This is a genomic window from Rhodanobacter sp. Col0626 (assembly GCF_049994385.1).
GTDB lineage: Bacteria > Pseudomonadota > Gammaproteobacteria > Xanthomonadales > Rhodanobacteraceae > Rhodanobacter.
The window spans coordinates 1,905,624-1,928,370 of the sequence record NZ_CP188260.1; the positions used below are offsets into that span (position 1 = coordinate 1,905,624).

The following is a 22,747-nucleotide window of genomic DNA, read 5'->3' on the forward strand; positions in this document are numbered from 1 at the left end:
AGGTCACTATCGCGACGGCCGGGACGGCTGCGGTCGTCAAGGGTCCTGTAGCAAGCGATGCCCAATAACGGTGGCTGGGAGGCCGCCGTTCCACCAATCTTCTGAAGGGGATGTCATGCGTAGTTATCTGGTTTCCGCAATTGCCCTGGCGCTCGCCGGTGGTTCGATGACAACCGTGGCGGCGACGCCCGCCGTGACGTCCACGACGGAACTTGCCACCACCCAACTGCCGCGCAGCGTGCGTCCCAGTCATTACGATGTGGCGGTAGTACCGCACGCGGACAAGATGACCTTCGACGGCAAGGTGACGGTGACGGTCGATGTGTTGCAGCCGACCACCAGCATCACGTTGAACGCGATCGACATGACGTTCTCGTCGGTGAGCCTGACCCCGCTGGAGGGCAAGCTCGCGTTCGCCGCGCCCAAGGTGGCAGTGGACGCTAAGGCGCAGACGGCCACCTTCACGTTTGCACAGCCGATTCCGGCTGGCAGCTACAAGCTGGCGATGGCGTACAGCGGCAAGATCGGCACCCAGGCCAACGGCTTGTTCGCGATCGACTACGACACCAAGGCCGGCAAGAAGCGCGCGCTGTACACCCAGTTCGAGAACTCCGACGCCCGCCGCTTCATCCCGTCGTGGGACGAGCCGGCGTACAAGGCCACGTTCAACCTCGAAGCCACCGTGCCGAGCAACGACATGGCGGTGAGCAACATGCCGGCGGCGTCGAAGAAGGACCTGGGCAACGGCATGACCCGTGTGACGTTCCAGCAGTCACCGAAAATGTCGACCTACCTGCTGTTCTTCGGTTTGGGCGAGTTCGAGCGTGCCACCACCATGGCCGACGGCACCGAGATCGGCGTGATCACGCAGATGGGCAAGAAGTCGCAGGCGGGTTTCACGCTGAAATCGGCCAGCGACGTGTTGCGCGAGTACAACAATTATTTCGGTGTGCCTTACCCGCTGCCGAAGCTGGACAACATCGCTTCGCCGGGCAGCAGCCAGTTCTTCTCCGCGATGGAGAACTGGGGCGCGATCTACACCTTCGAATATGCCTTGCTGCTGGACCCGAGCTTCTCGACCCAGTCGGACAAGCAGCAGGTGTTCAACACCGCCGCGCACGAAATGGCGCACCAGTGGTTCGGTGACCTGGTGACCATGCGCTGGTGGGACGACCTGTGGCTGAACGAGGGTTTTGCTTCGTGGATGGCCGCGCGTACCACCGAGAAACTGCATCCGGAATGGCACACCGACCTCGACGCCGTCGGCACCCGTGAAGGTGCGATGTCGCGCGATGCCGTGGCCACCACGCACCCGGTGGTGCAGCATGTGGAAACGGTGGAGCAGGCCAGCCAGGCGTTCGACACGATCACCTATTCCAAGGGCGAGGCGGTGATCAACATGCTGGAGGCCTATGTCGGCGCCGACACCTGGCGCACTGGCGTACGCAGCTACATCAAGGCCCATGCCTACGGCAACACGGTGTCGGACGACCTGTGGAAGGCGGTGCAGGGCGCGGCTGGCAAGCCGGTGACGCAGATTGCGCATGACTTCACGCTGCAGCCGGGTATCCCGCTGATCCGCGTGGCGTCGTCCGCGTGCAGCAACGGCAAGACCACGCTGACCCTGACCCAGGGCGAATTCACCAAGGATCGCCCGAACAAGACGGCGCTGAAGTGGCATGTACCGGTGATCGCCAAGGCCGTCGGCGGTACCGAAGCCGCGCGCACCGTGGTGGACGGCAAGGCCACGCTGGCCGTGTCCGGCTGCGGTCCGGTGCTGGTGAATGCGGGGCAGAGCGGCTATTACCGCACGCTGTACACGCCGGCTGAATTTGCGGCAATCAAGGCCGATTTCGCCAAGCTGGCCCCGATCGACCAGATGGGCCTGATGGGCGACACCTGGGCACTGGGCATGGCAGGCCTGCAGCCGGCGTCGAGCTACCTCGACCTGGCCCAGGCGACGCCTGCCAACGCCGATCCGCAGATCTGGGGCGACATCGCCGGCAGTTTCTCCGGCATCCACCAGTACTACCGTGGCGACAAGGCGCGGCAGGCACGCTTCGATGCGTTTGCGATCAAGCAGCTGAAGCCGGTGTTTGCCCGCGTGGGCTGGGAGGCGGAGGCGGACGAAGGCGATCCGACCACGATCCTGCGCACGCAACTGATCGGCGTGCTGGCCGACCTTGGCGACACCGACGTGATCAAGGAAGTGCAGCGTCGCTACGCGGCGCAGGCGACCGATCCGAAGGCCGTGCCGCCGGCATTGCGCAAGACCATCCTCGCGGTGGTGGCGCGCAAGGCGGACGCCGCGACCTGGGACAAGCTGCATGCGATGGCCAAGGCCGAAACCACGCCGTTGATCAAGGACCGCCTGTACCTGCTGCTGTCGATCGCCGAAGACGACGCACTGGCCCAGCGTGCACTGGATCTGGCGCTGACCGATGAGCCGGGCGCCACCAACAGCGCTGGCATGATCCGGGCAGTCGGTTATCAGCATCCGGACATGGCGTGGGCGTTCGCCATGGCGCACCGTCCACAGATCGACAAGCTGGTCGACTCCACCTCCAGCAGTCGCTACTACCCGGGCATCGGCGGCAGTTCGAACGATCCGGCGATGATCGGCAAGATCAAGGCCTATGCCGATGCGCATATCGCCAAGAGCTCGCGCCGCGCCGCCGATACCGTGGTTGCCGACATCGAGTATCGCCAGATGGTGCGCAAGGAGCGCCTGCCGGCGATCGATGCCTGGCTGGGGAAGAACGGCGGTTGATCCGAGCGTTGTAGTTGCTTGAGAGAAGGCCCCGCGATGCGGGGCCTTCTCTTTCGTGACATGTCCGCATGGTGGTAAATGACATCACGCGGTTCACGACGCGGCGGCACTCAGGTGAGTCGGAAACTGGACGGCGTGCCGTTCTGATTCCATGCTGGATGTCGGCGGGCTCGCTTGACTGCTTCACCAACATGGGGGAAATCGGAATGGTCGATATCGAAACCCGGCTGGAACCGGACAGCGCGGTCTACAAGACCTTGCTGGAATCGACGCGGGCGATTCCCTGGAAGATCGACTGGGCCACCATGCAGTTCGCGTATATCGGGCCGCAGATCGAAGCCCTGCTGGGCTGGGCACCTTCCAGTTGGGTCACCGTGCAGGACTGGGTGGACCGCATGCACCCGGATGAACGCGACCGGGTGGTGGCGTTCTGCGTTTCGCAGTCGCAGGCCGGTGTCGATCACGAGGCCGACTATCGCGCACTGACCAGCGACGGCGGCTATGTGTGGATCCGCGACGTGGTGCACGTGGTGCGCAACGAGGACGGTGCGGTCGATTCGCTGATCGGCTTCATGTTCGACATCAGCGAGCGCAAGAAGACCGAGCAGCAACTGGTACTGCTGCAGAAGGAGCTGGAGGAGCTTTCGTTCAAGGACGGCCTGACCGGCATCGCCAACCGCCGCCGTTTCGATGCATTGATCGAGATCGAATGGGAAAACGCGCGCCGCAATCGGCAGCCGCTGTCGCTGGTGATGCTCGATATCGATTATTTCAAGCAGTACAACGACCGCTACGGCCATCTCGAAGGTGATAACTGTCTCAAGCGTGTGGCCCAGGTGCTGGGCTTGGCAGCGGCGCGTGCGCGCGATGTGGTGGCGCGTTTCGGTGGCGAGGAATTCGTGCTGGTGCTGCCCGAGACAGACGAAGCGGCCGCCGCGAAGATGGCCGAGCGCTGTCGCGATCTCGTTGCCGGCGAGCGCATCCCGCATGAGGGCTCCCCGGCCGGCCTGTCATTGACTGTCAGCCTCGGCGTCATGACCACGATCCCCGCGCACGGCCAGGAGCTGCAGGCCTTCATCGAGGCGGTTGACCGGCAGATGTACCAGGCCAAGCAGCAGGGAAGGAATCGCATCGCCACCGCGTAGTCCCGCTGTTGTAGGAGCGGCTTCAGCCGCGATGCTCCTGTCCGCCTGCTGAAAAGCATCGCGGCTGAAGCCGCTCCTACAGAAACGGACGGCTAAATGAAAAGGCCCCGCGTGCGGGACCTTTTCATGGGTGGTACCGGGCAGCGATTACGCCTCGGCTTCTTCCTTGTACGCATCGATCGGGATGCAGGCGCACATGATGTTCTTGTCGCCGTAGACGTTGTCGACGCGAGCCACCGGCGACCAGTATTTCTGCAGCTTGAGGCTGGCCAGCGGGAACGCGGCCAGTTCGCGCGGGTAGGCGTGGGTCCACTCGCTGGCGGAAACCATGGTGGCGGTGTGCGGCGCGTGCTTCAGCGGGTTGTCCTCGCGATCGAGCTTGCCGTCCTCGACGGCGCGGATCTCGTCGCGGATCTGGATCATCGCGTCGATGAAGCGGTCCAGCTCGCTCTGCGATTCACTCTCGGTCGGTTCCACCATCAACGTACCGGCGACCGGGAAGCTCAGCGTCGGCGCGTGGAAGCCGAAGTCGATCAGCCGCTTGGCCACGTCCTCGGCACCGATGCCGGTGGCGTCCTTCAGCGGACGAAGGTCGAGGATGCATTCGTGCGCGACCAACCCATTGCGGCCGGTGTACAGGGTTGGATAGTGCGCTTCCAGCCGCTTGGCGATGTAGTTGGCGTTGAGCAGGGCGACCTGGGTGGCTTTGCGCAGGCCCTGGGTGCCCATCAGCGTGATGTACATCCACGAGATCGGCAGGATGGAGGCGGAGCCATGGCTGGCCGCGCTGACCATGCCGACAACGCCTTCGCCGCCGAGCGTCTTGGGCAGGAACGGCGCGAGGTGCGATTTCACCGCGCACGGGCCGACGCCCGGGCCACCGCCGCCGTGCGGGATGCAGAAGGTCTTGTGCAGGTTGAGGTGCGACACGTCCGAGCCCCACTTGCCGGGCTTGGCCACGCCGACCAGCGCGTTCATGTTGGCGCCGTCGGTGTACACCTGACCGCCGTGCGCGTGGACGATCTCACAGATGGCGACGATGTCTTCCTCGAACACGCCGTGGGTGGACGGGTAGGTGATCATCAGCGCGGCGAGGCGGCCACTGTGTTTTTCGGCGGCGCGGCGGATGTCTTCGACATCGACGTTGCCGTTGCTGTCGCACTTGGTCACCACCACGGTCATGCCGCACATCTGCGCCGAGGCCGGGTTGGTGCCGTGGGCGGATTCGGGGATCAGGCAGATGTCGCGATGGCCTTCGTTGCGCGAGCGGTGATACGCACGGATCGCCAGCAGGCCGGCGTATTCGCCCTGGGCGCCGGAGTTCGGCTGCAGGCTCACCGCGTCGTAGCCGGTGCACTCGACCAGCATCGCCTCGAGGCCGTCGATCAACTCCTTGTAACCGGTGGTCTGCGCGTTCGGCGCCAGCGGATGGATGTTGCCGAACTCCGGCCAGGTGACCGGGATCATCTCGGCGGTGGCGTTGAGCTTCATGGTGCAGCTGCCCAGCGGGATCATGGTGCGATCCATCGCCAGGTCCTTGTCGGCCAGCGCACGCATGTAGCGCAGCAGTTCGTGCTCGCTGTGGTGGGTGTTGAACACCGGATGGGTGAGGAAGCTGCTCTTGCGCAGCAGCGCAGTGGGCAGGGCGTCGGCGGTGGTCGTATCGAGCGCGTCGATATCATCGATGCTTGCGCCGAACAGCGCCGCCAGCGAAAGCACGTCGGCGCGCGTGGTGGTTTCGTCCAGGCTGATGCCGACGCTGTTCGCATCGATCGCACGCAGGTTGAGGCGGGCAGCGGCAGCCTTGTCGTGCAACGCGACGGCATCGACACCGGTGATGTGCAGGGTGTCGAAGAAATCGGTGCCCACATCGACGCCAGCCTGGCGCAGCGAAGCGGCGAGGATGGCGCCGAGGCGATGCGTGCGGCGCGCGATGCGGGTGAGCCCTTCGGGGCCGTGATAGACCGCGTACATGCTGGCCATCACCGCCAGCAGCACCTGCGCGGTGCAAATGTTGGAGGTGGCCTTCTCGCGGCGGATATGCTGCTCGCGGGTTTGCAGAGTAAGGCGATAGGCCGGCTTGCCTTCGGCGTCGATCGACACGCCGATCAGGCGGCCCGGCATCGAACGCTTGTAGGCGTCACGGCAGGCCATGAAGGCGGCGTGCGGGCCACCGTTGCCGAACGGCACACCGAAGCGCTGCGAATTGCCGACCACGATGTCCGCGCCCCATTCGCCGGGCGCGGCGATCAGGGTCAGCGCGAGCAGATCGGTGGCGACCGCGACCAGCGCACCGCGTGCGTGCGCGGCATCGGCCAGCGCCTTGTAATCGCCGATGCGGCCAAAGGTATTCGGGTACTGCAGCAGGATGCCGTAGCTGTCGACGGTGGCCGCCTGGGCGTCGTCACCGATATGCAGCTCGATCCCCATTGCCTCGGCGCGGGTCTTGAGCACTTCCAGCGTCTGCGGATGCACGCCACTGGACACGAAGAACACATTGGATCTGGACTTGCACGAACGCTTGGCCAGCGTCATCGCCTCGGCCGCGGCAGTGGCCTCGTCCAGCAGCGAGGCGTTGGCGATTTCCATGCCGGTGAGGTCGGCGCACAGCGTCTGGAAATTGATCAGCGCCTCCATGCGGCCCTGCGAAATCTCCGCCTGGTACGGCGTATAGGCCGTGTACCACGCCGGGTTCTCCAGGATATTGCGCAGGATGACGTTGGGTGTGTGGGTGCCGTAATAGCCCTGGCCGATGAAGCTGCGGAACACCTGGTTCTTGTCCGCGATGAGGCGGATCTTGGCCAGCGCCTCGACTTCGGTGATCGCCTGCGGCAGCGCCAGCGGCGCAGGTGACTTGATCTTGGCGGGCACGATGGCGTCGGTCATCGATTCCAGCGAATCGTGGCCAATGACATGCAGCATCTGCGCGATCTCGGCATCGTTGGGACCGATGTGGCGTGCAATGAAGGCGTCGTGCTGCTCGAGGTCGCGCAGCGAGGAAAAGTTAGGCGTACTCACAGGGGCAGGGCTCATGGCAGGGGCGTCCGAAGGCAACGTGCGAAGCCGCACGCGGGGCGCCCCTCTGTCCTTTTGCCTGAGAGTTTGGAAACCGGATCGATCGACTGACCCGGGCTTCGTGCCCCTTCGGCGCCGGATTCAACCGGTCTCTCCAGAGTGTTTACGCGTGATGGTGTGGGGCCTGAGCGATTACGGGCGTTGCGTCTTCGGCAGCGGTCGTGCCCCTGAGGGCCGGCCACTTCTCCCACCATGCGTTTACCCGGACGATTATACAGGGCTGGCGGGGCATGTCGCGGTCAGTCGGGACGTGGTTCAGCGAATCCCCGGTCGCGGGGCCGGGTTATGCTCTGAAGCTGTTTCTGAACCATCGGAGCCCACCATGATCCGTATCGGTGAAATCGACCATGTCGTGCTGCGCGCCATCGACATGGCCGCGATGCAGCGTTTCTATTGCGAGGTGCTGGGGTGCCGCGAGGAGCGGCGACAGGACGAGATCGGTCTGGTGCAATTGCGCGCCGGTGCCTCACTGATCGATCTGGTCCGTATCGATGGCAAGCTCGGTCGTCATGGCGGTGCCGCGCCGGGCGCTGAAGGCCACAACATGGATCATCTGTGCCTGCGCGTGGAGGATTACGACGAGGCAGCGATCCTGAGCCATCTCAAGGCGCATGGCGTGCGGATCGGCGAGCTGGGCTCCCGCTACGGCGCGCAGGGCGAGGGACCTTCGATCTACCTGTACGACCCGCAAGGAAACATGGTCGAGCTGAAAGGCCCGCCGTCCGGATAAGCACCTCCACGACCTCATGCTCGGGAAAACCCCAGCATGAGGTCGTGTGGCAAATCGGCATACTCCTGTTTGAAATCGTGCTGGTTGCGCTCATGGCGACGGCGCGTGAATCATCTTCACATCAGGAGTCACCCGATGCGCCCCATCCTGCTTGCCACTCTGGTGATTGCCACGCTGGGCCAGGTTCATGCACAGGCACTGCTGCAAACACCCTCCGTGCAGTCGCCGGAGCGCCGCGACGTGCTGGATGCGGCACGGACGAAAGTGCAGTCGCAGCTGGGCAAGCCGGTGCGTTTCAAGGTGGAGCAGCTGCGACTGGCCGATAGCTGGGCATACCTGCATGCCACCATGCAGGACGCGCAGGGCCAAGCCGTCAGCTATACCGGCACGCGCTACGAAGAGGCCGACCGACACGGACTCAAATCGGCGAAATACGATGCGTTGCTGCGACGCGTGCATGGCCGGTGGACGGTGAAGGTGGACAGCATCGGCGCCACCGATGTGCCCTGGACGAGCTGGAGCCGGGACCATGGCGCGCCGTCGACGCTTTTTGGCGACAACTCATCGCCCTGACAGGGAGCTTGGCGTTGCGCCGCCTGATCGACCCGACTGGGATGACTCAAGCTAGGGATGACCCAAGCTAGGGACGGCCCTAGCTGATCGCCGACGCTGCCAGCAGCTATCGTTCATCAACGACCCGCCGGGAGTGAGTGCGATGTCCTTGCAGTTGCAGACCCACCGCGCCAGTCCGGTCGAACCGTCCGCTCTTGCAGACAGGGATTTCGCCACTGCCCACACGAACGCGGCGGCGAGCGCGCATCTGTCGGTGCCGCAGATCGGCTTCAATCCGCAATTGGCTGGCTTGACTCGCAACCTGTTCGGCAGCCGCACCGATGGAACCGCACCCGATTTCGACGCGCAAGTGCGCGGCACCGATGCCAAGGCGCTCGACGTGCAGATGGCCCTGATCTGTCAGGACGTCTACGATCCGGACAGCAAGGGGGTTACCGGCTGGAGCCGGCTCACCGATGACCAGTTGCAGCAGGCCGGCATCGATCCGGCATCGCTGGAAGATCCGAGTACGGGTTTCCGCGCTGCGATCTACCAGGACAAGAACGGCGACCACGTGCTGGCCTTTGCCGGTTCCAACGATGCCAAGGACTGGTTGAACAATGCCGAGCAGGGCCTTGGCCTGCCGGCCGCCGAATACAACCAGGCCGTCGCGCTGGCTACCGAAGCGAAGGCGGCTTTCGGCAATTCGCTGGCGATCACCGGGCATTCGCTGGGCGGTGGCCTTGCCTCGATCGCTTCGCTGGCCACCGATTCGGCGGCAGTCACCTTCAATGCTTCCGGTCTCAACGACGAGACCATCAAGCGGTCGATTCCCGACGGCGATACCACCGCGTTGAAACAGCAGGCCGACGATGGCCTGATCCGTCGCTACGCGATCGGCGGAGAAATCCTCACCGGCCTGCAGGAAAGCACGCCGATACCGGATGCCGTCGGCCACAAGATCACCCTCACCGATCCCGATCCGCTGACCAAACCGAACATCCATTGGTACGACTGGGCCGACGGCAAGGGCGAGGTGCTGGAAGCGAAATATCTCGTCGACAAAGCCAAACACGCGGTGGATCTGCACTACATCGATCCGGTGATCACCGCGTTGGGCAACGATCATCCCTGGGCATCCTGAGATATTCGGCATCCCTCCACATGCGCATGACGCGCGATGTGGCCGACTCGGCGATATATCACGCCCTGTCGCATCCAGCGAGCAGGTGCCAATGCGCGGAGCACACGGCATGAACCACCGCCATCATCGTCGCGTAGGATGCGTGATCATGTTGCTTGCCTGCACCTTGCTGGCAGGTATCGCATCCGGGAGAGCGCGCTTGAACAGCACGAAGGCAGACCAGGTATTCGCCGATGCGCGCGTGGCACAACTGGCCACCGCCGTGGGCGAGGGCGATGCGGAAGGAATCCATGCGCTGGTCGCGGCGGGTGTCGATCCGAACGCGCAAGGCGATCGCGGCGTCACCCTGCCTGAATGGGCGTTGTTGCAGCAGAGTCCGAAAGGACTGACTGCCTTGCTCGACAATGGCGCCGATGCATCACGTCCGGGTATGGGTGGCGCGACCGTGATGCACATGGCGGCGATGGCAAACGATCCGACCTATCTGAAGATCCTGCTCGACCACGGCGCCAGCCCCGATACGCCGCATGGCGTCACCCAGGCGCCGCCGCTGGACGCCGCGTTGATGAATCCGGACGACGACGCGTTTCAACTCCTCATGGCGCACCATGCCGACCCGAACCGCGCCGACCGGCTCGGCAATACCCCGTTGCACATGGCCGCCAAGGTGCACAAGACACGCTGCGTGCTGGCATTGCTTGAAGCGGGGGCCGATCCGGGGCGGCGCAATCAGCAGGGTGCCACTTTCCAGACCTACTTCAACATCACCCCAGCCGGGGGCCTCAATGCCACGGCGCGCGCCGGGCACGAGCAGGTTCACCAATGGCTGCGGCAACATGGCGTGGCGGTGGAAAGCGGCGGGCCGTAACGTTCAGGCCCGTTGAATAGCGAATGGACGAAAGCCCCTTCGCTATGGATCGTTGCGGGGTTTTCCGGGACGGGCAGGGCCTGGCGATGCCGTCCACAAATAGCGCTGCGGCAGCCGGCTGCGAAATTCCGCCAGATCCACACCCTTCGGATAACGACTGTCGCTGGATGCGTAGAGCGGCCGACGTTCACCGTGCCAGTAACGACAGCGCGTGCTGAGTGGTCGCCGGCGCCGGCGCAGCGCAGCGATGGCGGCGAGTCGGCGCTGCTCATGCTGACGTTGCTCATGGCCGTCCTGGGTCTCTTCGTCTGCTTCGGCGCGCTGGTCGTCTTGAACTTCATCGAGGCCGTCGCCGGTGCGGCGCGAGCCCACCGAAACGGCGCGTCCTTCCTCACCGATCGCCCCCACCCGACGCAACTGGTCGGAGGCCAGCGAAAACTCCATGCGGCGGCCGGCACCCAGGTCGATGCTGTGTCCGGCACGCATGCTGTTTGCGTAGGCGGCGACCGCCTGTGGATCGATGAAGCCGGGCGTCTGCCCGGTGACCTGGCCGTTACTGATCGCCGCACCGCCGATCTGGATGGCCAGCAGCGCCATGATCTGCAATCGGGCATCGTTGCTGCCGGTGGCCGCGATGACCGTGTTCCAACCGGTGGGTACGGCTTGCGGCATCCACGACGTCTGGACCGCGGAGGTGTTGAAAAGAGGCAGGGCACGATCGGCATTCTGTGGCAGCGGCGGTGGCGGCAGTTCGCCGTCGTGTTGTGATTGCACCATCTGGATCGTGCTGCTGGCCGCCTGGCTGAAATTCACCGCGTCGGTGGACGGGGCGACCTTGCCGGTCACGGTGGAACCGGGCGCCGCGTAGGCGCTTCGATCACCCACGATGCCTTGCGTTGGCGCCAGGGAGGCACTGCTCGCCACCACACTCGATGCAGCAGCGGCCGTACCGAAAGTGCTGCTACGGCCGGCCATGCCGGTGTCGTCAATGGTCCGCGCCGGTGAAACCACCACGTCGTGGCTGCTGTCCGGCGGCGACGCTGGCGTCATCGGCAACGCTGGGGAGTTGCTCGATGGCGGTGGACGCGGCACATCGGAGGTCGCATGGCTTGCCGCTGCATCGGGCCTCGCCAGTTGCGTGACGTTGTCGATAACGCGATCGATGTGGTGGGTGGGCAGCGCGATGTCGAGACCCGGCGTGAGCGGGCTGTCGGCATGCAGCGAGGGATTGCTGGTGAGCAGCTCGTTGATCGGTATCTGCAGTTTGCTGGCGATGGTATTGAGCGTATCGCCCAGGTTCATTGGATAACCGAAGCGAAGTCCATCGCCGTCATCATGGCTGCTCGCGCGGCCGGTATGGTCGATGCTGAGCAGCCGCAACAGGGGGTTGTGGCCGGGAAGATGGGAAAAGAATGACATCGATGCCGCCTCCTCAGCCAAGCAACACGGGGTCAACTTCGAGCTCGCCCAGCTTGCTGCTGGCGAAACGTTCGATCAGTTGCGGTGCACCCTCGACCAGCGCGTGATAGGCGTTGGCCGAATGCGTGTCGGCGCGAAGCCGCCATCCCTTGTCGGTCCGGCTCAACCATAGGTCGGTATCCGGCAGCAGCCCGTTCTTCAGCGTAATCATGATCTCGCGCGACTGTGCCGAGCTGCGGCTGGTGGCATCGGGCACCAGCAACTGCTTTACGTGGCGCTCGATCAGTTCGGCCAGGGCGGGCGTAAACGCCGATTGCGCCGCCGCCGTGGGTTGCTGGATGGTGTATTGGGTGGCCTGCGTCGTCTGCTGAAGCAGCTGCGCGCCTGCGTTGGCGCCCGCCTGGTCGTCGTGTGTATCGCCGGACTGGCTGTCGCCACCTTCGGAGTCGTCGCGGAAAATCAGCGCGGCCTTGCCTTCAGCCGAATCCATCTGGCGTTGCAACAGTTCGCGCAGCGCCTGTTCCTGTTCCAGCGACAGCTTCTTGGTTGCTGCACCGGACAGGTCGGTGAGCTCATCGGTATTTCCCGGGTCCTGGCGGCCGGAAGCCTTGCCGTCCATCAACTTGCGGAAACGCTGGACGTTCTCGTGGTCATGCGTGGCATCGGGCTTGCCGGGTTTTGATCCGCGTGCCGGTGCATGGACATGGCTCGACACGGCATCGCGCGATGAAGATGTGGTGGATTCGTTGCGCATATCGACCTCAGCTGATGGGGGCCTGGCGGAGCGCGAGTTCTTCCAGGCTTTGCTCCTCGAGACGTTCCTGCTGGCTGCGCGCCGAGCGCTGCCATTCCTGTTTCATTTCGCCGACGGCATCGAGCTTGCTGCGTGCCTTTCGCCACGCGGCGAGTGCGGCATCGAGCATCAGGCGTGCATCGTCACTGACCTGTTCGCATGCCACCAAATGGGCCTGGTGCTCCACGATGCCCTGATCGAGCAGGGCAAGGTGCCGCTCGTGACGGTCCATCGCCGAACCGGTCGGACAGTTCCGCTCGAACAACTTTCTCCACGAATTTTCGGCAAATTCGCTGCGCAGCCGCAGCGTCTGCGCCAGTGATTCGACTGCCGCGAGTCGTTCGCCCTCGACCTGGTCATAGCGTTCGCGACAGCTGCGCAACTCCGCCTCGAAGCCTCGCAGGCGGATGCCGCGAAGGAGGCAGAGTGGCTCGAGCGGAAATTTGCCGCTCACGTGCATACCCCGGTGAGACGGCTGCGCGTTGCGACGAAATCAGCCTGTTCGTGGGTATCCTGGCGAAGCAGCTGATTGATGGCGTCCATACGGGCAATCGCGGTGTCGGCGTCGGCATCGCCGCCGGGTTTGTATTCACCCAGTTGCAGCAGCATCTCGATCTCGCGGTACTTCGCCAGGTAGCGTCGCAACAGGCCGGCGGCACGCTGATGGGATGGCTGGGTGACCCGCGGCATCAGGCGGCTGGCGCTGGCGAGCAGGTCGATGGCCGGATAATGATTGGCTTGCGCGAGACGTCGCGACAGATAGATATGGCCGTCCAGGATCGATCGCACTTCCTCGGCGATCGGATCGCTGCCGTCCTCGTCCTCCATCAGCACGGTATAGAACGCCGTAATGGCGCCGCGCTCGTTGGTGCCTGCGCGCTCAAACAGGCGTGGCAGCGCGGAGAACACCGATGGCGTGAAGCCGCGGCGTGACGGTGGCTCGCCCATCGCCAAGCCGACATCGCGAAGCGCCCGCGCGAAACGGGTCACCGAATCCATCATCAGCAGCACGTTCATGCCGCGGTCGCGGAAGTATTCGGCGATGGCGGTGCCAAGCCAGGCGACCCGGCTGCGTTCGAGTGCCGGACGGTCGGAGGTGGCGACCACCAGCACGGTGCGTTTCATGCCGTCCTCGCCCAGGCTGTCGCGCAGGAATTCGTTGACTTCGCGCCCGCGCTCGCCGACCAGCACGATGACATTGACGTCTGCCTGCGCGTTGCGCGCCAGCATGCCGAGCAGGGTGCTCTTGCCACCGCCGGCGACGGCGAAGATACCGGTGCGCTGGCCGCGGCCGATGGTCAGCGCTGCATCGATGGCGCGTACGCCGGTGGGTAGTGCCTCGTCGATCGTGCTACGGCCCAGCGGGTTCGGCGACGCGGCATACAGCGGCACGCGCTCGATGTTCTCCAGCGGGCCCAATCCGTCCAGCGGTTCGCCGTGCGCGTCAAGTACCCGGCCTAGCAGGCTCATGCCGGCGGGCGCCGTGGCCTGGCGTCCGGTGGCCGTTACCGTGGTGGCGGTGGAGATGCCTTCGAGCGGCCCGAGCGGCGTAAGCAGGGTTTGCTGCTGCGATACGCCGACAACCTCCGCCGGCAAACTGAAACCGGTGTCGGCTTGTTCCAGCATGCAAAGCTCGCCGATGGCGGCGCGCACGCCGGTGGCCCGCACCAGCGTGCCGTACGCCTCGGCGACGCGACCTACGCGCTGCAGCGTATCGCTGCGGCTGAGCGCGCGCAGCAGCGGGTCGTGGCCTTCCAGCAGCACGTCGTCAGGAGTCCGCGCGTTCACGCTTGCCTCCGGAGTTCTGTTCGGCCGCGGCGAGGATCACCCGCGCCTGGTCGAGCTGTTCGTTGAAGCCGGCGCGAACCACGCCGCCGGCGGATTCGATGATGCAGTCGAAGCGGTCCAGTTCCGGGTCACCGATGATTTCCGTATCCGGTGCCGCCGCTGCGCCCAGCGCGGCGACTTCGGCGCGCGCCCGCGCCACGGCATCCGGATGGACCCGCACCAGCAGGTGCGGTTCGAAGACCAGTTTCTGCATCGCTTCGGCGACCAGCGATGCCACCAGCCGCTCTGCGCCGATCGCCGGTGCGATGTGCCGGACCACGCCGATCGCGATGTCGCCGGCACGGCGGCGCAGATCCGCGGTGGCCGTGGCGCGTGCGTCAGTCAGCGCCTGCAGGGTCGCCGCGAAATCGGCGACGCCCTGTCGATGGCCAAGCTGCAGTCCTTCACGGCGGGCGTCCTCGCGAACCTGCGCCACATCGGCTTTCACCTGATGGAGCATGGCGTTGGCCTGGTCGACAATGGCCTGTGCTTCGGTGAGCGACGACCACGCTTGCGCAGGCACGACACCCGCATCGATGTGGAGCTGGAAGCGTTCCCGGTCGGCGATCATGGCGTTCACGGCGGCGGATCCTCTTCCAGTGGCGTGAACTTCGCTTGCAGCAGCAGCGCATCCGTAGCCGCTTCGGCGGCAAGGAGATCGGCAACGGTATTCAACGGCAGCCAGGTTTCCTTGCTGCACGGCGTTGCCGGTGCCTGTGCATAGCCAAGTGCCAGCCGGGTGGCGAGTTCCGGGTGGCGGCGTTCCGCGTGGCCGATGAATTCGATCTGGCCGCGCTCGAAGATGGCCGTCGTCAACGCTTCGGCGTCGTTGCCGCAGCGTCGTAACACGGTGGCACCCATCAGCCGGATCGTTTCCGGCGGAGCCCCTTTCCACGGCGCTGCCAGCTGCGCCTGGCGCCAGTGGTCCTGGCCCAGCACGTCACGCACAAACAGCACGGTGCTGCGCTCCACGATCATCCGCAGCGCGGGGCCCAGCGCCATCGCGCCGAGGGTGCGGGTGAAGGATTCCAGTCGCGACTGCGGCCATTGCAGCCAGCCTTCGCTGTTTTGCCAGGATTGCCAACGTTCCTGATCCGGCGCGAACAGGTCAGGCAGGCGACGCGACATGGTTCGCGCGAGCATGCGGCGCCCAAGCGCGGAGCTACGCGCCGACGCCAGCAAGGATTCCGGCAAGGAACCGAACTGCGTCGCGTGCAGACCGTCGAGCAGCGCTCGTGCCTGCTGTTGGCGTGCGGTTGCGGCCACCTGCTCAACGTTCATGGCGCACCGGCATACGCGACTGGCTGCCGAGCAGGGTGCTGCGATTGCGCCACAACAGCACGGCGGCGAGCAGCACGGCCAGCAGTGCGAGGCCGATCAGCAACCAGGACGTGGCATCACCGCGCGTCAGCGCGTTGGTCTGGTTTGCGCGGACCGCGGTAGGGTTCACCTCCGATGGCGTGCGCTGGAAAAACTGTACGGTGACCCGGCTGGGATCGGTCAGGCCTTCGGTGCCGGTCATCACGGTCGCCTTGATGTCCGGCGCGCGGCTTTCGATGCCGGCGTTGGGTCGGGCGATGATCACCACGGATGCCGAGCCGCTCGGCGGCTTGTCGCTCAACGGGTCCTTGTCCGGCATCGACAAGTAGACATAGGCATCCACGACCCCGTCGAACTGCCGCAACGTATGCCCGAGTTCCTGCTCCCGCGCATAGATGAAACGTTGCTTGTCCTCCAGCGGCGATGACACCAAGCCGTTCTTCTTGAACATCTGCGTGTAGCTGTCGGAACTCTGGTGCGGCAGTCCGGCATCACGCAGTACCGCCACTGCCGTGGGCATGTCGCGGCGATCGATCAATACCTGCCAGCCATCGCTGCGCTCGGCGGGCTTTTTCTCCGCATCGACGCCGTTGTTGATCAGCGCCGCGACGACATCGTTGGCTTGCTGCTCGTCGAGATGGGCGTAGAGCGCATCACGGCTGCAGCCGGCCAGCAACCCCAATGCCAGGATCAGGGTTGCCAACCGCCACGCCATGCCACTGGTCAAACGCTTCGCCATGATGTGTCCTCAGGACTGCTGACGGAACAGTTGCTGTATGCCATCCGAACTGCGGTTGGCAACGTTCGAAGTCAGCTCGGCCTGAAATACCATCTGCTGGCATTGCATGGTCATGTCGATGATCTGGCTGGGCGCCAGATCGCGTCCACTGCTGCGCATGGCCTCTGCCATCTTGCCGATCTTGCTGGCATGGCCGTTCAACGAGTCGAACTGATTGAGCACGGCGCGGAAGCCCGTGCTCAATTCGTGCGTTACCGGGGTAACTTCCCCGTTCTGCACGTGGTTGGCCGGTGCCGCATCGGCGAAGTTCTGCTGAAATTTCGCGATGTCGTCGACATGCGCCGGTGCCGTGGTGGCAGCGGGCGTATTGGCGAAACTGGCCACGTTGACCATCGGGGTCGGGACTACGTTCATGTGTCGCCTCCAGGTGATGTGTCGGCGATTACTGCTTGCGACCCAGACTGTCGAGCGCCTGGCCAACGGCGTTGTCCGAGGTGGATGCACTGGTCGAGAGGAACTGCATCTTCAGGCTTTCGGCGGTGAGCTGGGTCAATACGGACGGATTGTCCGAGCCGCTGCTGGCCTGGCCGTCGGCGCCGCCGCCCGAGCCATTGCTGACCTGATCGGACAGGGCGGTAACTTTCGACGCCTGCTGGTCGAGTGCGTTGCCCCATGCCTTGGCCATGGCTTCGAACCAGCTCTTGGATTGGTCGTTGCTGGCCGACTGACCGGCGGCTGCGCTACCGGCCGAGATGTCGGGGAACTGGGTGTTGCCGCCTGCCGTGTTGATGGTATTGCTGCTCATGGTGGTCTCCTTAGCTTCGTGACAGCCACGCCGGAGGCGGGGCCTGTAACAGGATCGGTGCTGTCCGATCCACTGGAGCGCCAAGCGGCTTCAGCCGTTCGACGCGGGAAGGCCGTGAGGCCCGGTACGCTTTCCTTTCAATGCTGATCTGCTGGCACCCCCACGGAAGCCGAGGCTGCTGGCGCTGCCGCCGACGCAGAGCCGGCGGGCAGGAAATTGGCCGAGCTCGTCTCGTCGATCGTGTGCGGGATCGTGTAGTCGTCGTCTCTTTCAAGCTGCTTGAGGCTGTTGTCCGGCATGCGCACAAGAATGTTTCCGTTGTCCGACACGGCAAGAAACACGCCGCCCTGCGGCAACGTCGCCCCGGGGTAATAGCGTGAATCATCACGGGTGATCAGATAGCTGTCCTCGCCGCTGCTGACATGACGGATGCGCTTTCCGGGGGGCAGCTGCGGCGGACCTTCCGGCGTTTCGTCATAGTTCTTTGTTGCCAGGCGCAGGCCGAGCAGGTCGGTGCCGAGCTTTTGCATGTCGCTGGAACCGAGCACTTCCTTTTGCACCTTGATGCCGTTTTCATGATCGCCAAAGTGACCGGCGACCACGATGTCGCCCTGATCGAGCATCGTCGTTTCGACGGTGTAGCCGTGCATGGCAAAGATGTCGTTGACCTGCTTGGCCACGCTGGGCCAGTCGCGGACGGTCAGCTCGGTGTTCAGGCTGGCCGCGGAAAGCCGGCTCTTGAGCTGCGGCAGCTGCGCGGCGCTGTTGACCACGCCGCGTATCAGCAAACGGTTGTCGTCGCCGACGCTGGCCTTGACGTGCCGCAATGACATGTCACCGAGGATGGCCTGTGCCTGCCCGAGTTGCTGGTCGGCCGTGTGCGTGGCCATGACGATCGGATGGTTCACTTTCCAGCTGCCGAACAGCACCAGCATGGCGACCAGCAACAGCAAGGCGACGACACTGAGCAGGCCGCGGCGACGTCCATCGAGCTGGTTTTTCGTGAACATCGATGCGCCGGTACCGGCTGCATCGGTGAGGCTCTGCCAACGCTCGTTCCAGTGCGGCCCCACGGCCAGCTGGACGCCGTCCAGGTGGGCGACGGCGAAATGCTCGAGCGTGATGTTTTCGCCGACGGCGATCGGACCGTCGTGGGTGGCGACACTGCCATCCATGGCGCGCAACAACACCTGGTCACCGACTACCGTGAGCACGCAGTGATGCGCGGCGATGCCTTCGTCGGCAAGGATCAGGTCGCAGTCATCGGCGTGTCCGATCATCAGGATGCCACGGTCGGGCAGGCGGATTTCCGCCCCCGCATGCGTGCCGGTCAACACGCGCAAGCTGAGTTGCACGCGTGGAGATTTCTCCACGTTGTGCCGGGTCGCTTTCGACTTGCTCAGGTTGGCGGGCATGCTGCTCATGACATTATCGCTTTGTCCTCAGTGCCTGGTTTGCACGGGAGCCGCGGTGTGCACCGACTGCACCGTGATGGGTTGCGACGGGACCGGCGCAGGCGATGGCAACGGTTGCTGGATCGGCGGGTTTTTCCCGTGATTCCACCAGGCGTTTTTCTGTTCCTGCAGCTTGTCGAGTTGCTGCTGGGTCTCGATATTCACCTGTGAAGAGCTGGGGGTCTGTTGTCCGGTGATGTGATTCAGCGCCACCAGCCTCGGCGTGATCAGGAACAACCGCTCGGTGTGATCACGCTCCTTCTGGACGGTCTTGAACAGGTAACCGAGCAGGGGGATGTCGCCAAGAATCGGAATCTTGTGCTCCATGTTCTGCCCCTGATCCTGAATCAATCCTCCGAGCAGCAAACCCTGGCCATCGGCGATGACCGCCTGGGTGTTGACCGCGTTCTGGCTCACGATGGGGTACTGGACTTTGTTCGCGTCCTTGGCCGAATAGCTGATGTTGCCGTCTTCGATCTGCACCATCACGCGGATGCGCGGCTGGCCGTTTTCCATCACGACGTGCGGCGTCACGCGCAGCGTGGTGCCGGCGACGACGTTGTAGAGATCGGAGTTGTAGGCGCCCTGCACGGGGACGTAGACGGTGCGGATGCTCTGGATCACCGCTTCGGCGTCGTCCATCGTGATGACCTGTGGATGGGTCACCACATGGGTTACGCCGTCATCCTCCAGTGCATTGACGTTGGCGACGAACTTTGCCGGATTGCCAAGGATCGCGCCGACCTGGAAACCATTGCCGAACAGCGCCGGCAGATAGCTGGTGTCACCCAGGCCAAGTGCCGCCAGCAAGGTGGCCTTGGTGGAAAGCGACGAGGCATCGGTAGTGCCATCGAAGCCAACCGTGGTGCGGCCGTTGCGGTAGAACCAGTTGACGCCAAGCTTGCGGGCCTTGCTCTTGTCGACGTCGATGATGGTCGCTTCGATTTCCACCATTTGCGGCGCGACGTCGAGCTGACGGATCAATTCGTCGTACATGGCGAGCCGATCGGCGGTGTCGCGAACGATGATCGCGTTGCGGAACGTATCGGCGACCACGCGACTCTGGCCGCTGCCGCCCACGCTTTGCAAACCTCCCTGTTGCACGGCCGGGGCCAACGGTGCGTTAGGCTGATCCAGACCATCGTCGTCCTGTTGCGGTGTGCTGTAGTCACCCAGGGGCGGCGGTGGCTGGCCGCCGCTGGCGGCAAGGCCCTGACCACGCAAGCCACGCTGGCGTGCGGAAATCATCCGTTCGCGCGCACCGCTGAACTGGCCGTTGCCGCCGGAGTTGCCTACCAGTTCGCGCAACACGCTGGCGACGCCGGGAATGGTCACTTGGCGATTGCCGACGGTCATCGTGGTGTCGGCCGCCCATGCATATTTCAGCGGATAGAACTTGAAGCGGGTGTCGGGATTCTGGCCCAGCCCCGACACGGTTTGCGCCATCTGCTTGACCTGTTCGGCAAAGCGCTTGGTGCCGGTGATGGTGATCAGGCCAGTGCTGGGCTCCAGCTTCCAGATGTTGCCGGTGGCCGTGTCGGCCCAGTTCACGCTGGCCATCGCAGCCAGAAACTGCTGCTCCGCCGGTAGCGGGACGGTGGAGTAGTCGGTCTGCCGTTCCGAGTTCAGGTACACATAGACGGCCGAACCGTCCCAGTAGGCGAGCAGGTTGTTGCTGTCGGCGATACGACGCCATACCTGCGCATAGGTGCCTTTGAAGTTGCCGTTGACGGTGCCGCTGCGGGCTGCGACCTGCGAGCTGAGCACGACTTCGAGGCCCTGGTCGTGAAAGAAGTCGGGCAGGATTTCATGCAGCGTCTTGTCGCTTTGCACCTCGGTAGTACCGCGTTTGAAGGGGATGGACGAAGCCTGCACGGCCGTCGCGGAAAACAGAAGAACGGCCAGCAGGCCCATCAAGGCCCGCTGGCGTATCCGTCCCGAAGTGCTTCTGTTTCTACGCATTTAGAGGATCCCTTGCCTGTCGTAAAGTGATTGAAGTCCCGCCCTTCAGGCGGCCAGTTGTCCTACCGGGATCAACTGCAGATCCGGCACCAGTTCCTGGTAGGAAAGCACCGGAATGTCGGCGTATTCGGCCTCGGTGAGCTTGCGCAGATGGCGGCGTACATCCATCGAGCTGAGCAACACCATGGAGGCCCCATGTTCGCCACGTGCGTACTCGCCGATCTGGGCCAGCAGGTGACTTGCCAATTCCGGTTCCACCGCTAGCTGCGTTCCGGCCGGGCCGGTGTGCACGGAACGGCGCAGGCGCTCTTCGAGTTCCGGTCGTGCCACCAGCACGTGCAGTGCATGGGACTGGTCGGCGTAGCGATAGCTGAGATGCCGGCGCAGCGCCATGCGGACGTACTCGGCGACCAGCACGATGTCTTTCTCGCGGCTCGCGGCGTCGGTGATGGCTTCGAACACGTCGCGCAGTTGACGGATCGGCACGCGCTCCTCGACCAGGCGTTTGAGCACCTCGGCGACTCGCTGAGGCGAGACGACGCGGAGCATCTCGCGCACGAGATCGGGATAGTCGCGGCTCAGGCCGTTCGACAGATTGGAGGTTTCCTGGATACCGATGAACAGCGAGAGGTGCCGCTCCAGCGCCAGCCGGAGATGTTCGCGCAGCATTTGCGCAGCATCCAGCGCTTCCGCCGCAAAAGGGCTGTCCCCCGCCACCCAACGCCCAGGGAATCCGGCGACGGCATTGATTGCCAGTGCGTTCCCGGTGGCGTGTGGTGCCGGCAATGCCGCTCGCCCGGGAAGAAAAAGCTGGTCAGGCTTGATCACGCCGTAGGCAATGCGCACGCCGTAGGCATAGAGCGCATAGCCATTCTCCGGTAGCGCCAGGCCGGCACGCAGTGCGGGCTTGGGCAGCGGCACGCCATACTCTTCGCGCAGTGCGCCCACGACATGGCGAAACAGCGTGCGTACCGAAGCGGCCCCCAGTGTTTGCAGTGCCGTCAACTGCACTTCCAGCAACAATGCCGCGGGCGGTGTCAGGGCATCGGTGTCAGCCACGTCGGGCGGGAGCAACTCGGTCTGGCTGTCTGGCACCTTGAACATCTTGCGAAACATGCCGACGCGCTCACGCATGCGCCAGGCCGCCAGGGAAACCAGTGCCAGGCCGATCGGAAGAAACACGACGACCGGAAACCCCGGCACCAGCATCAGGCACAGCGCGATGCCGCCGAGGATCATCAACACCCGCGGTTCATTCGAGATCTGCCGCGCAATGACCGCGCCGAGATTGCGATCGTCTTCCTCGCCCGCGGTGCGCGTCACGATCAGACCGGCGGAAATCGACGCGAGCAGGGCGGGGATCTGCGCCACCAGACCGTCGCCGATGGTGAGCACGCTATAAGTATGCGTGGCGTCGCCCAGGCTCATGCCATGCATCATCACGCCGACGCCGAGACCGCCGAGCAGGTTGATCACGATGATCACGATGCCGGCAATCGCATCACCCTTGACGAACTTCATGGCGCCGTCGAGGGAACCGTGCAGCTGGCTCTCGACCTCCAGCAATCGTCGCTTGCGGCGGGCCTCTTCCTTTTCCAGCAGCCCAGAGCGCAGGTCCGAGTCGATCGACAACTGTTTGCCGGGCATCGCGTCCAGGGAGAAGCGGGCGGCCACTTCGGCGACCCGTTCGGCGCCCTTGGCAACCACGATGAACTGCACCACGGTGATGATCAGGAACACCACCAGGCCGACGATAAGATTGCCGCCGACCACGATGTTGCCGAAGGTATCGATGATTTCACCGGCATCTGCATTGAGCAGGATCGATCGCGTGATCGCGATCGAAAGCGCCAGCCGGAACAGCGTGGTGAGCAGCAGCACGCTCGGAAAACTGGAAAAGGCGACGGGTGCGGGGATGTAGATGGCGATCAGCAGCAGCCCGATGCCGATCAGCATGTTCAATGCGACCAGCGCGTCGATCACCACCATGGGAAGCGGCAGGATCATCAGTCCGATGATCGCCACGACACCGGCCACCAGCACGAGGTCGCTATAGCTGCGCGACGAACCGTTGCTGTTGAACATGCGCGTGAACAGGGCGGATGCAGCCATCAGCCGGCGCCGTGTTCGTGGAATGGATGCCC

Annotated in this window: 19 protein-coding genes and 1 riboswitch; of the genes, 6 read left to right on the forward strand and 13 right to left on the reverse strand. The window is 64.3% G+C overall.

Annotated features, from left to right (window positions below):
- Window positions 1-115: 115 nt before the first annotated feature.
- Complete coding sequence (locus ACPPVV_RS08010) at window positions 116-2,770, forward strand: M1 family metallopeptidase (protein ID WP_426702928.1); 2,655 nt, start codon at window positions 116-118, stop codon at window positions 2,768-2,770.
- A gap of 206 nt (window positions 2,771-2,976) precedes the next feature.
- Entirely contained in the window at window positions 2,977-3,915 is a 939-nt protein-coding gene (locus ACPPVV_RS08015; protein ID WP_426702929.1) for a GGDEF domain-containing protein, read from the forward strand.
- Between the two features lie 147 nt (window positions 3,916-4,062).
- On the opposite strand, the gene gcvP is transcribed toward ACPPVV_RS08015, so the two are convergent.
- A complete protein-coding gene (gcvP, locus tag ACPPVV_RS08020; RefSeq protein WP_426702930.1) occupies window positions 4,063-6,948 on the reverse strand; it encodes an aminomethyl-transferring glycine dehydrogenase in 2,886 nt (961 codons plus the stop codon).
- A gap of 39 nt (window positions 6,949-6,987) precedes the next feature.
- Window positions 6,988-7,098, reverse strand: a riboswitch (glycine riboswitch).
- Between the two features lie 214 nt (window positions 7,099-7,312).
- Between gcvP and ACPPVV_RS08025 the strand changes: the two genes are divergently transcribed.
- The 4 genes from ACPPVV_RS08025 to ACPPVV_RS08040 all read left to right on the forward strand — a co-directional run bounded on the left by ACPPVV_RS08025 (window position 7,313) and on the right by ACPPVV_RS08040 (window position 10,284).
- Window positions 7,313-7,720, forward strand: a complete 408-nt coding sequence (locus tag ACPPVV_RS08025) for a VOC family protein (RefSeq protein ID WP_426702931.1) — start codon at window positions 7,313-7,315, stop codon at window positions 7,718-7,720.
- A gap of 135 nt (window positions 7,721-7,855) precedes the next feature.
- Window positions 7,856-8,293 (forward strand): hypothetical protein, encoded by a 438-nt coding sequence (locus tag ACPPVV_RS08030; RefSeq protein ID WP_426702932.1) that lies wholly within the window; start codon window positions 7,856-7,858, stop codon window positions 8,291-8,293.
- Between the two features lie 142 nt (window positions 8,294-8,435).
- Window positions 8,436-9,416 carry a hypothetical protein gene (locus ACPPVV_RS08035; protein WP_426702933.1) on the forward strand — a complete coding sequence of 327 codons (981 nt, stop codon included), beginning with the start codon at window positions 8,436-8,438 and terminating at the stop codon, window positions 9,414-9,416.
- Between the two features lie 199 nt (window positions 9,417-9,615).
- Window positions 9,616-10,284: an ankyrin repeat domain-containing protein gene (locus tag ACPPVV_RS08040; protein ID WP_426702934.1), complete on the forward strand. Its 669-nt coding sequence runs from the start codon at window positions 9,616-9,618 to the stop codon at window positions 10,282-10,284.
- 42 nt (window positions 10,285-10,326) lie between these two features.
- On the opposite strand, the gene ACPPVV_RS08045 is transcribed toward ACPPVV_RS08040, so the two are convergent.
- The 12 genes from ACPPVV_RS08045 to sctV form a co-directional block, all read right to left on the reverse strand.
- Window positions 10,327-11,703 (reverse strand): hypothetical protein, encoded by a 1,377-nt coding sequence (locus ACPPVV_RS08045; protein WP_426702935.1) that lies wholly within the window; start codon window positions 11,701-11,703, stop codon window positions 10,327-10,329.
- Between the two features lie 13 nt (window positions 11,704-11,716).
- Entirely contained in the window at window positions 11,717-12,457 is a 741-nt protein-coding gene (locus tag ACPPVV_RS08050) for a type III secretion HpaP family protein (RefSeq protein WP_426702936.1), read from the reverse strand.
- A gap of 7 nt (window positions 12,458-12,464) precedes the next feature.
- Window positions 12,465-12,950 (reverse strand): hypothetical protein, encoded by a 486-nt coding sequence (locus ACPPVV_RS08055; RefSeq protein WP_426702937.1) that lies wholly within the window; start codon window positions 12,948-12,950, stop codon window positions 12,465-12,467.
- Window positions 12,947-14,254, reverse strand: coding sequence for a FliI/YscN family ATPase (locus ACPPVV_RS08060; protein ID WP_426703195.1), 1,308 nt, complete (start codon window positions 14,252-14,254; stop codon window positions 12,947-12,949). Before ACPPVV_RS08060 ends, ACPPVV_RS08055 begins: the two co-directional genes overlap by 4 nt.
- A gap of 10 nt (window positions 14,255-14,264) precedes the next feature.
- The gene (locus ACPPVV_RS08065; protein WP_426703196.1) at window positions 14,265-14,894 is read right to left on the reverse strand and encodes a FliH/SctL family protein; all 630 of its coding nucleotides are present in this window, start codon (window positions 14,892-14,894) and stop codon (window positions 14,265-14,267) included.
- Between the two features lie 5 nt (window positions 14,895-14,899).
- Window positions 14,900-15,604, reverse strand: coding sequence for a hypothetical protein (locus ACPPVV_RS08070; protein ID WP_426702938.1), 705 nt, complete (start codon window positions 15,602-15,604; stop codon window positions 14,900-14,902).
- Complete coding sequence (gene sctJ / locus ACPPVV_RS08075; RefSeq protein WP_426702939.1) at window positions 15,594-16,382, reverse strand: type III secretion system inner membrane ring lipoprotein SctJ; 789 nt, start codon at window positions 16,380-16,382, stop codon at window positions 15,594-15,596. The genes ACPPVV_RS08070 and sctJ overlap by 11 nt, the downstream gene beginning before the upstream one ends.
- Before the next feature lie 9 nt (window positions 16,383-16,391).
- Window positions 16,392-16,796, reverse strand: coding sequence for a hypothetical protein (locus ACPPVV_RS08080; protein ID WP_426702940.1), 405 nt, complete (start codon window positions 16,794-16,796; stop codon window positions 16,392-16,394).
- A 28-nt stretch (window positions 16,797-16,824) separates the two neighbouring features.
- On the reverse strand, window positions 16,825-17,187 hold the full coding sequence (locus tag ACPPVV_RS08085) for a hypothetical protein (protein WP_426702941.1): 363 nt from the start codon (window positions 17,185-17,187) through the stop codon (window positions 16,825-16,827).
- Between the two features lie 137 nt (window positions 17,188-17,324).
- Complete coding sequence (locus ACPPVV_RS08090) at window positions 17,325-18,611, reverse strand: FHA domain-containing protein (protein WP_426702942.1); 1,287 nt, start codon at window positions 18,609-18,611, stop codon at window positions 17,325-17,327.
- Window positions 18,612-18,629: 18 nt separating this feature from the next.
- A complete protein-coding gene (sctC, locus tag ACPPVV_RS08095) occupies window positions 18,630-20,603 on the reverse strand; it encodes a type III secretion system outer membrane ring subunit SctC (RefSeq protein ID WP_426702943.1) in 1,974 nt (657 codons plus the stop codon).
- A gap of 45 nt (window positions 20,604-20,648) precedes the next feature.
- Window positions 20,649-22,715 (reverse strand): type III secretion system export apparatus subunit SctV, encoded by a 2,067-nt coding sequence (gene sctV / locus ACPPVV_RS08100; RefSeq protein WP_426702944.1) that lies wholly within the window; start codon window positions 22,713-22,715, stop codon window positions 20,649-20,651.
- Between the last annotated feature and the right edge of the window lie 32 nt (window positions 22,716-22,747).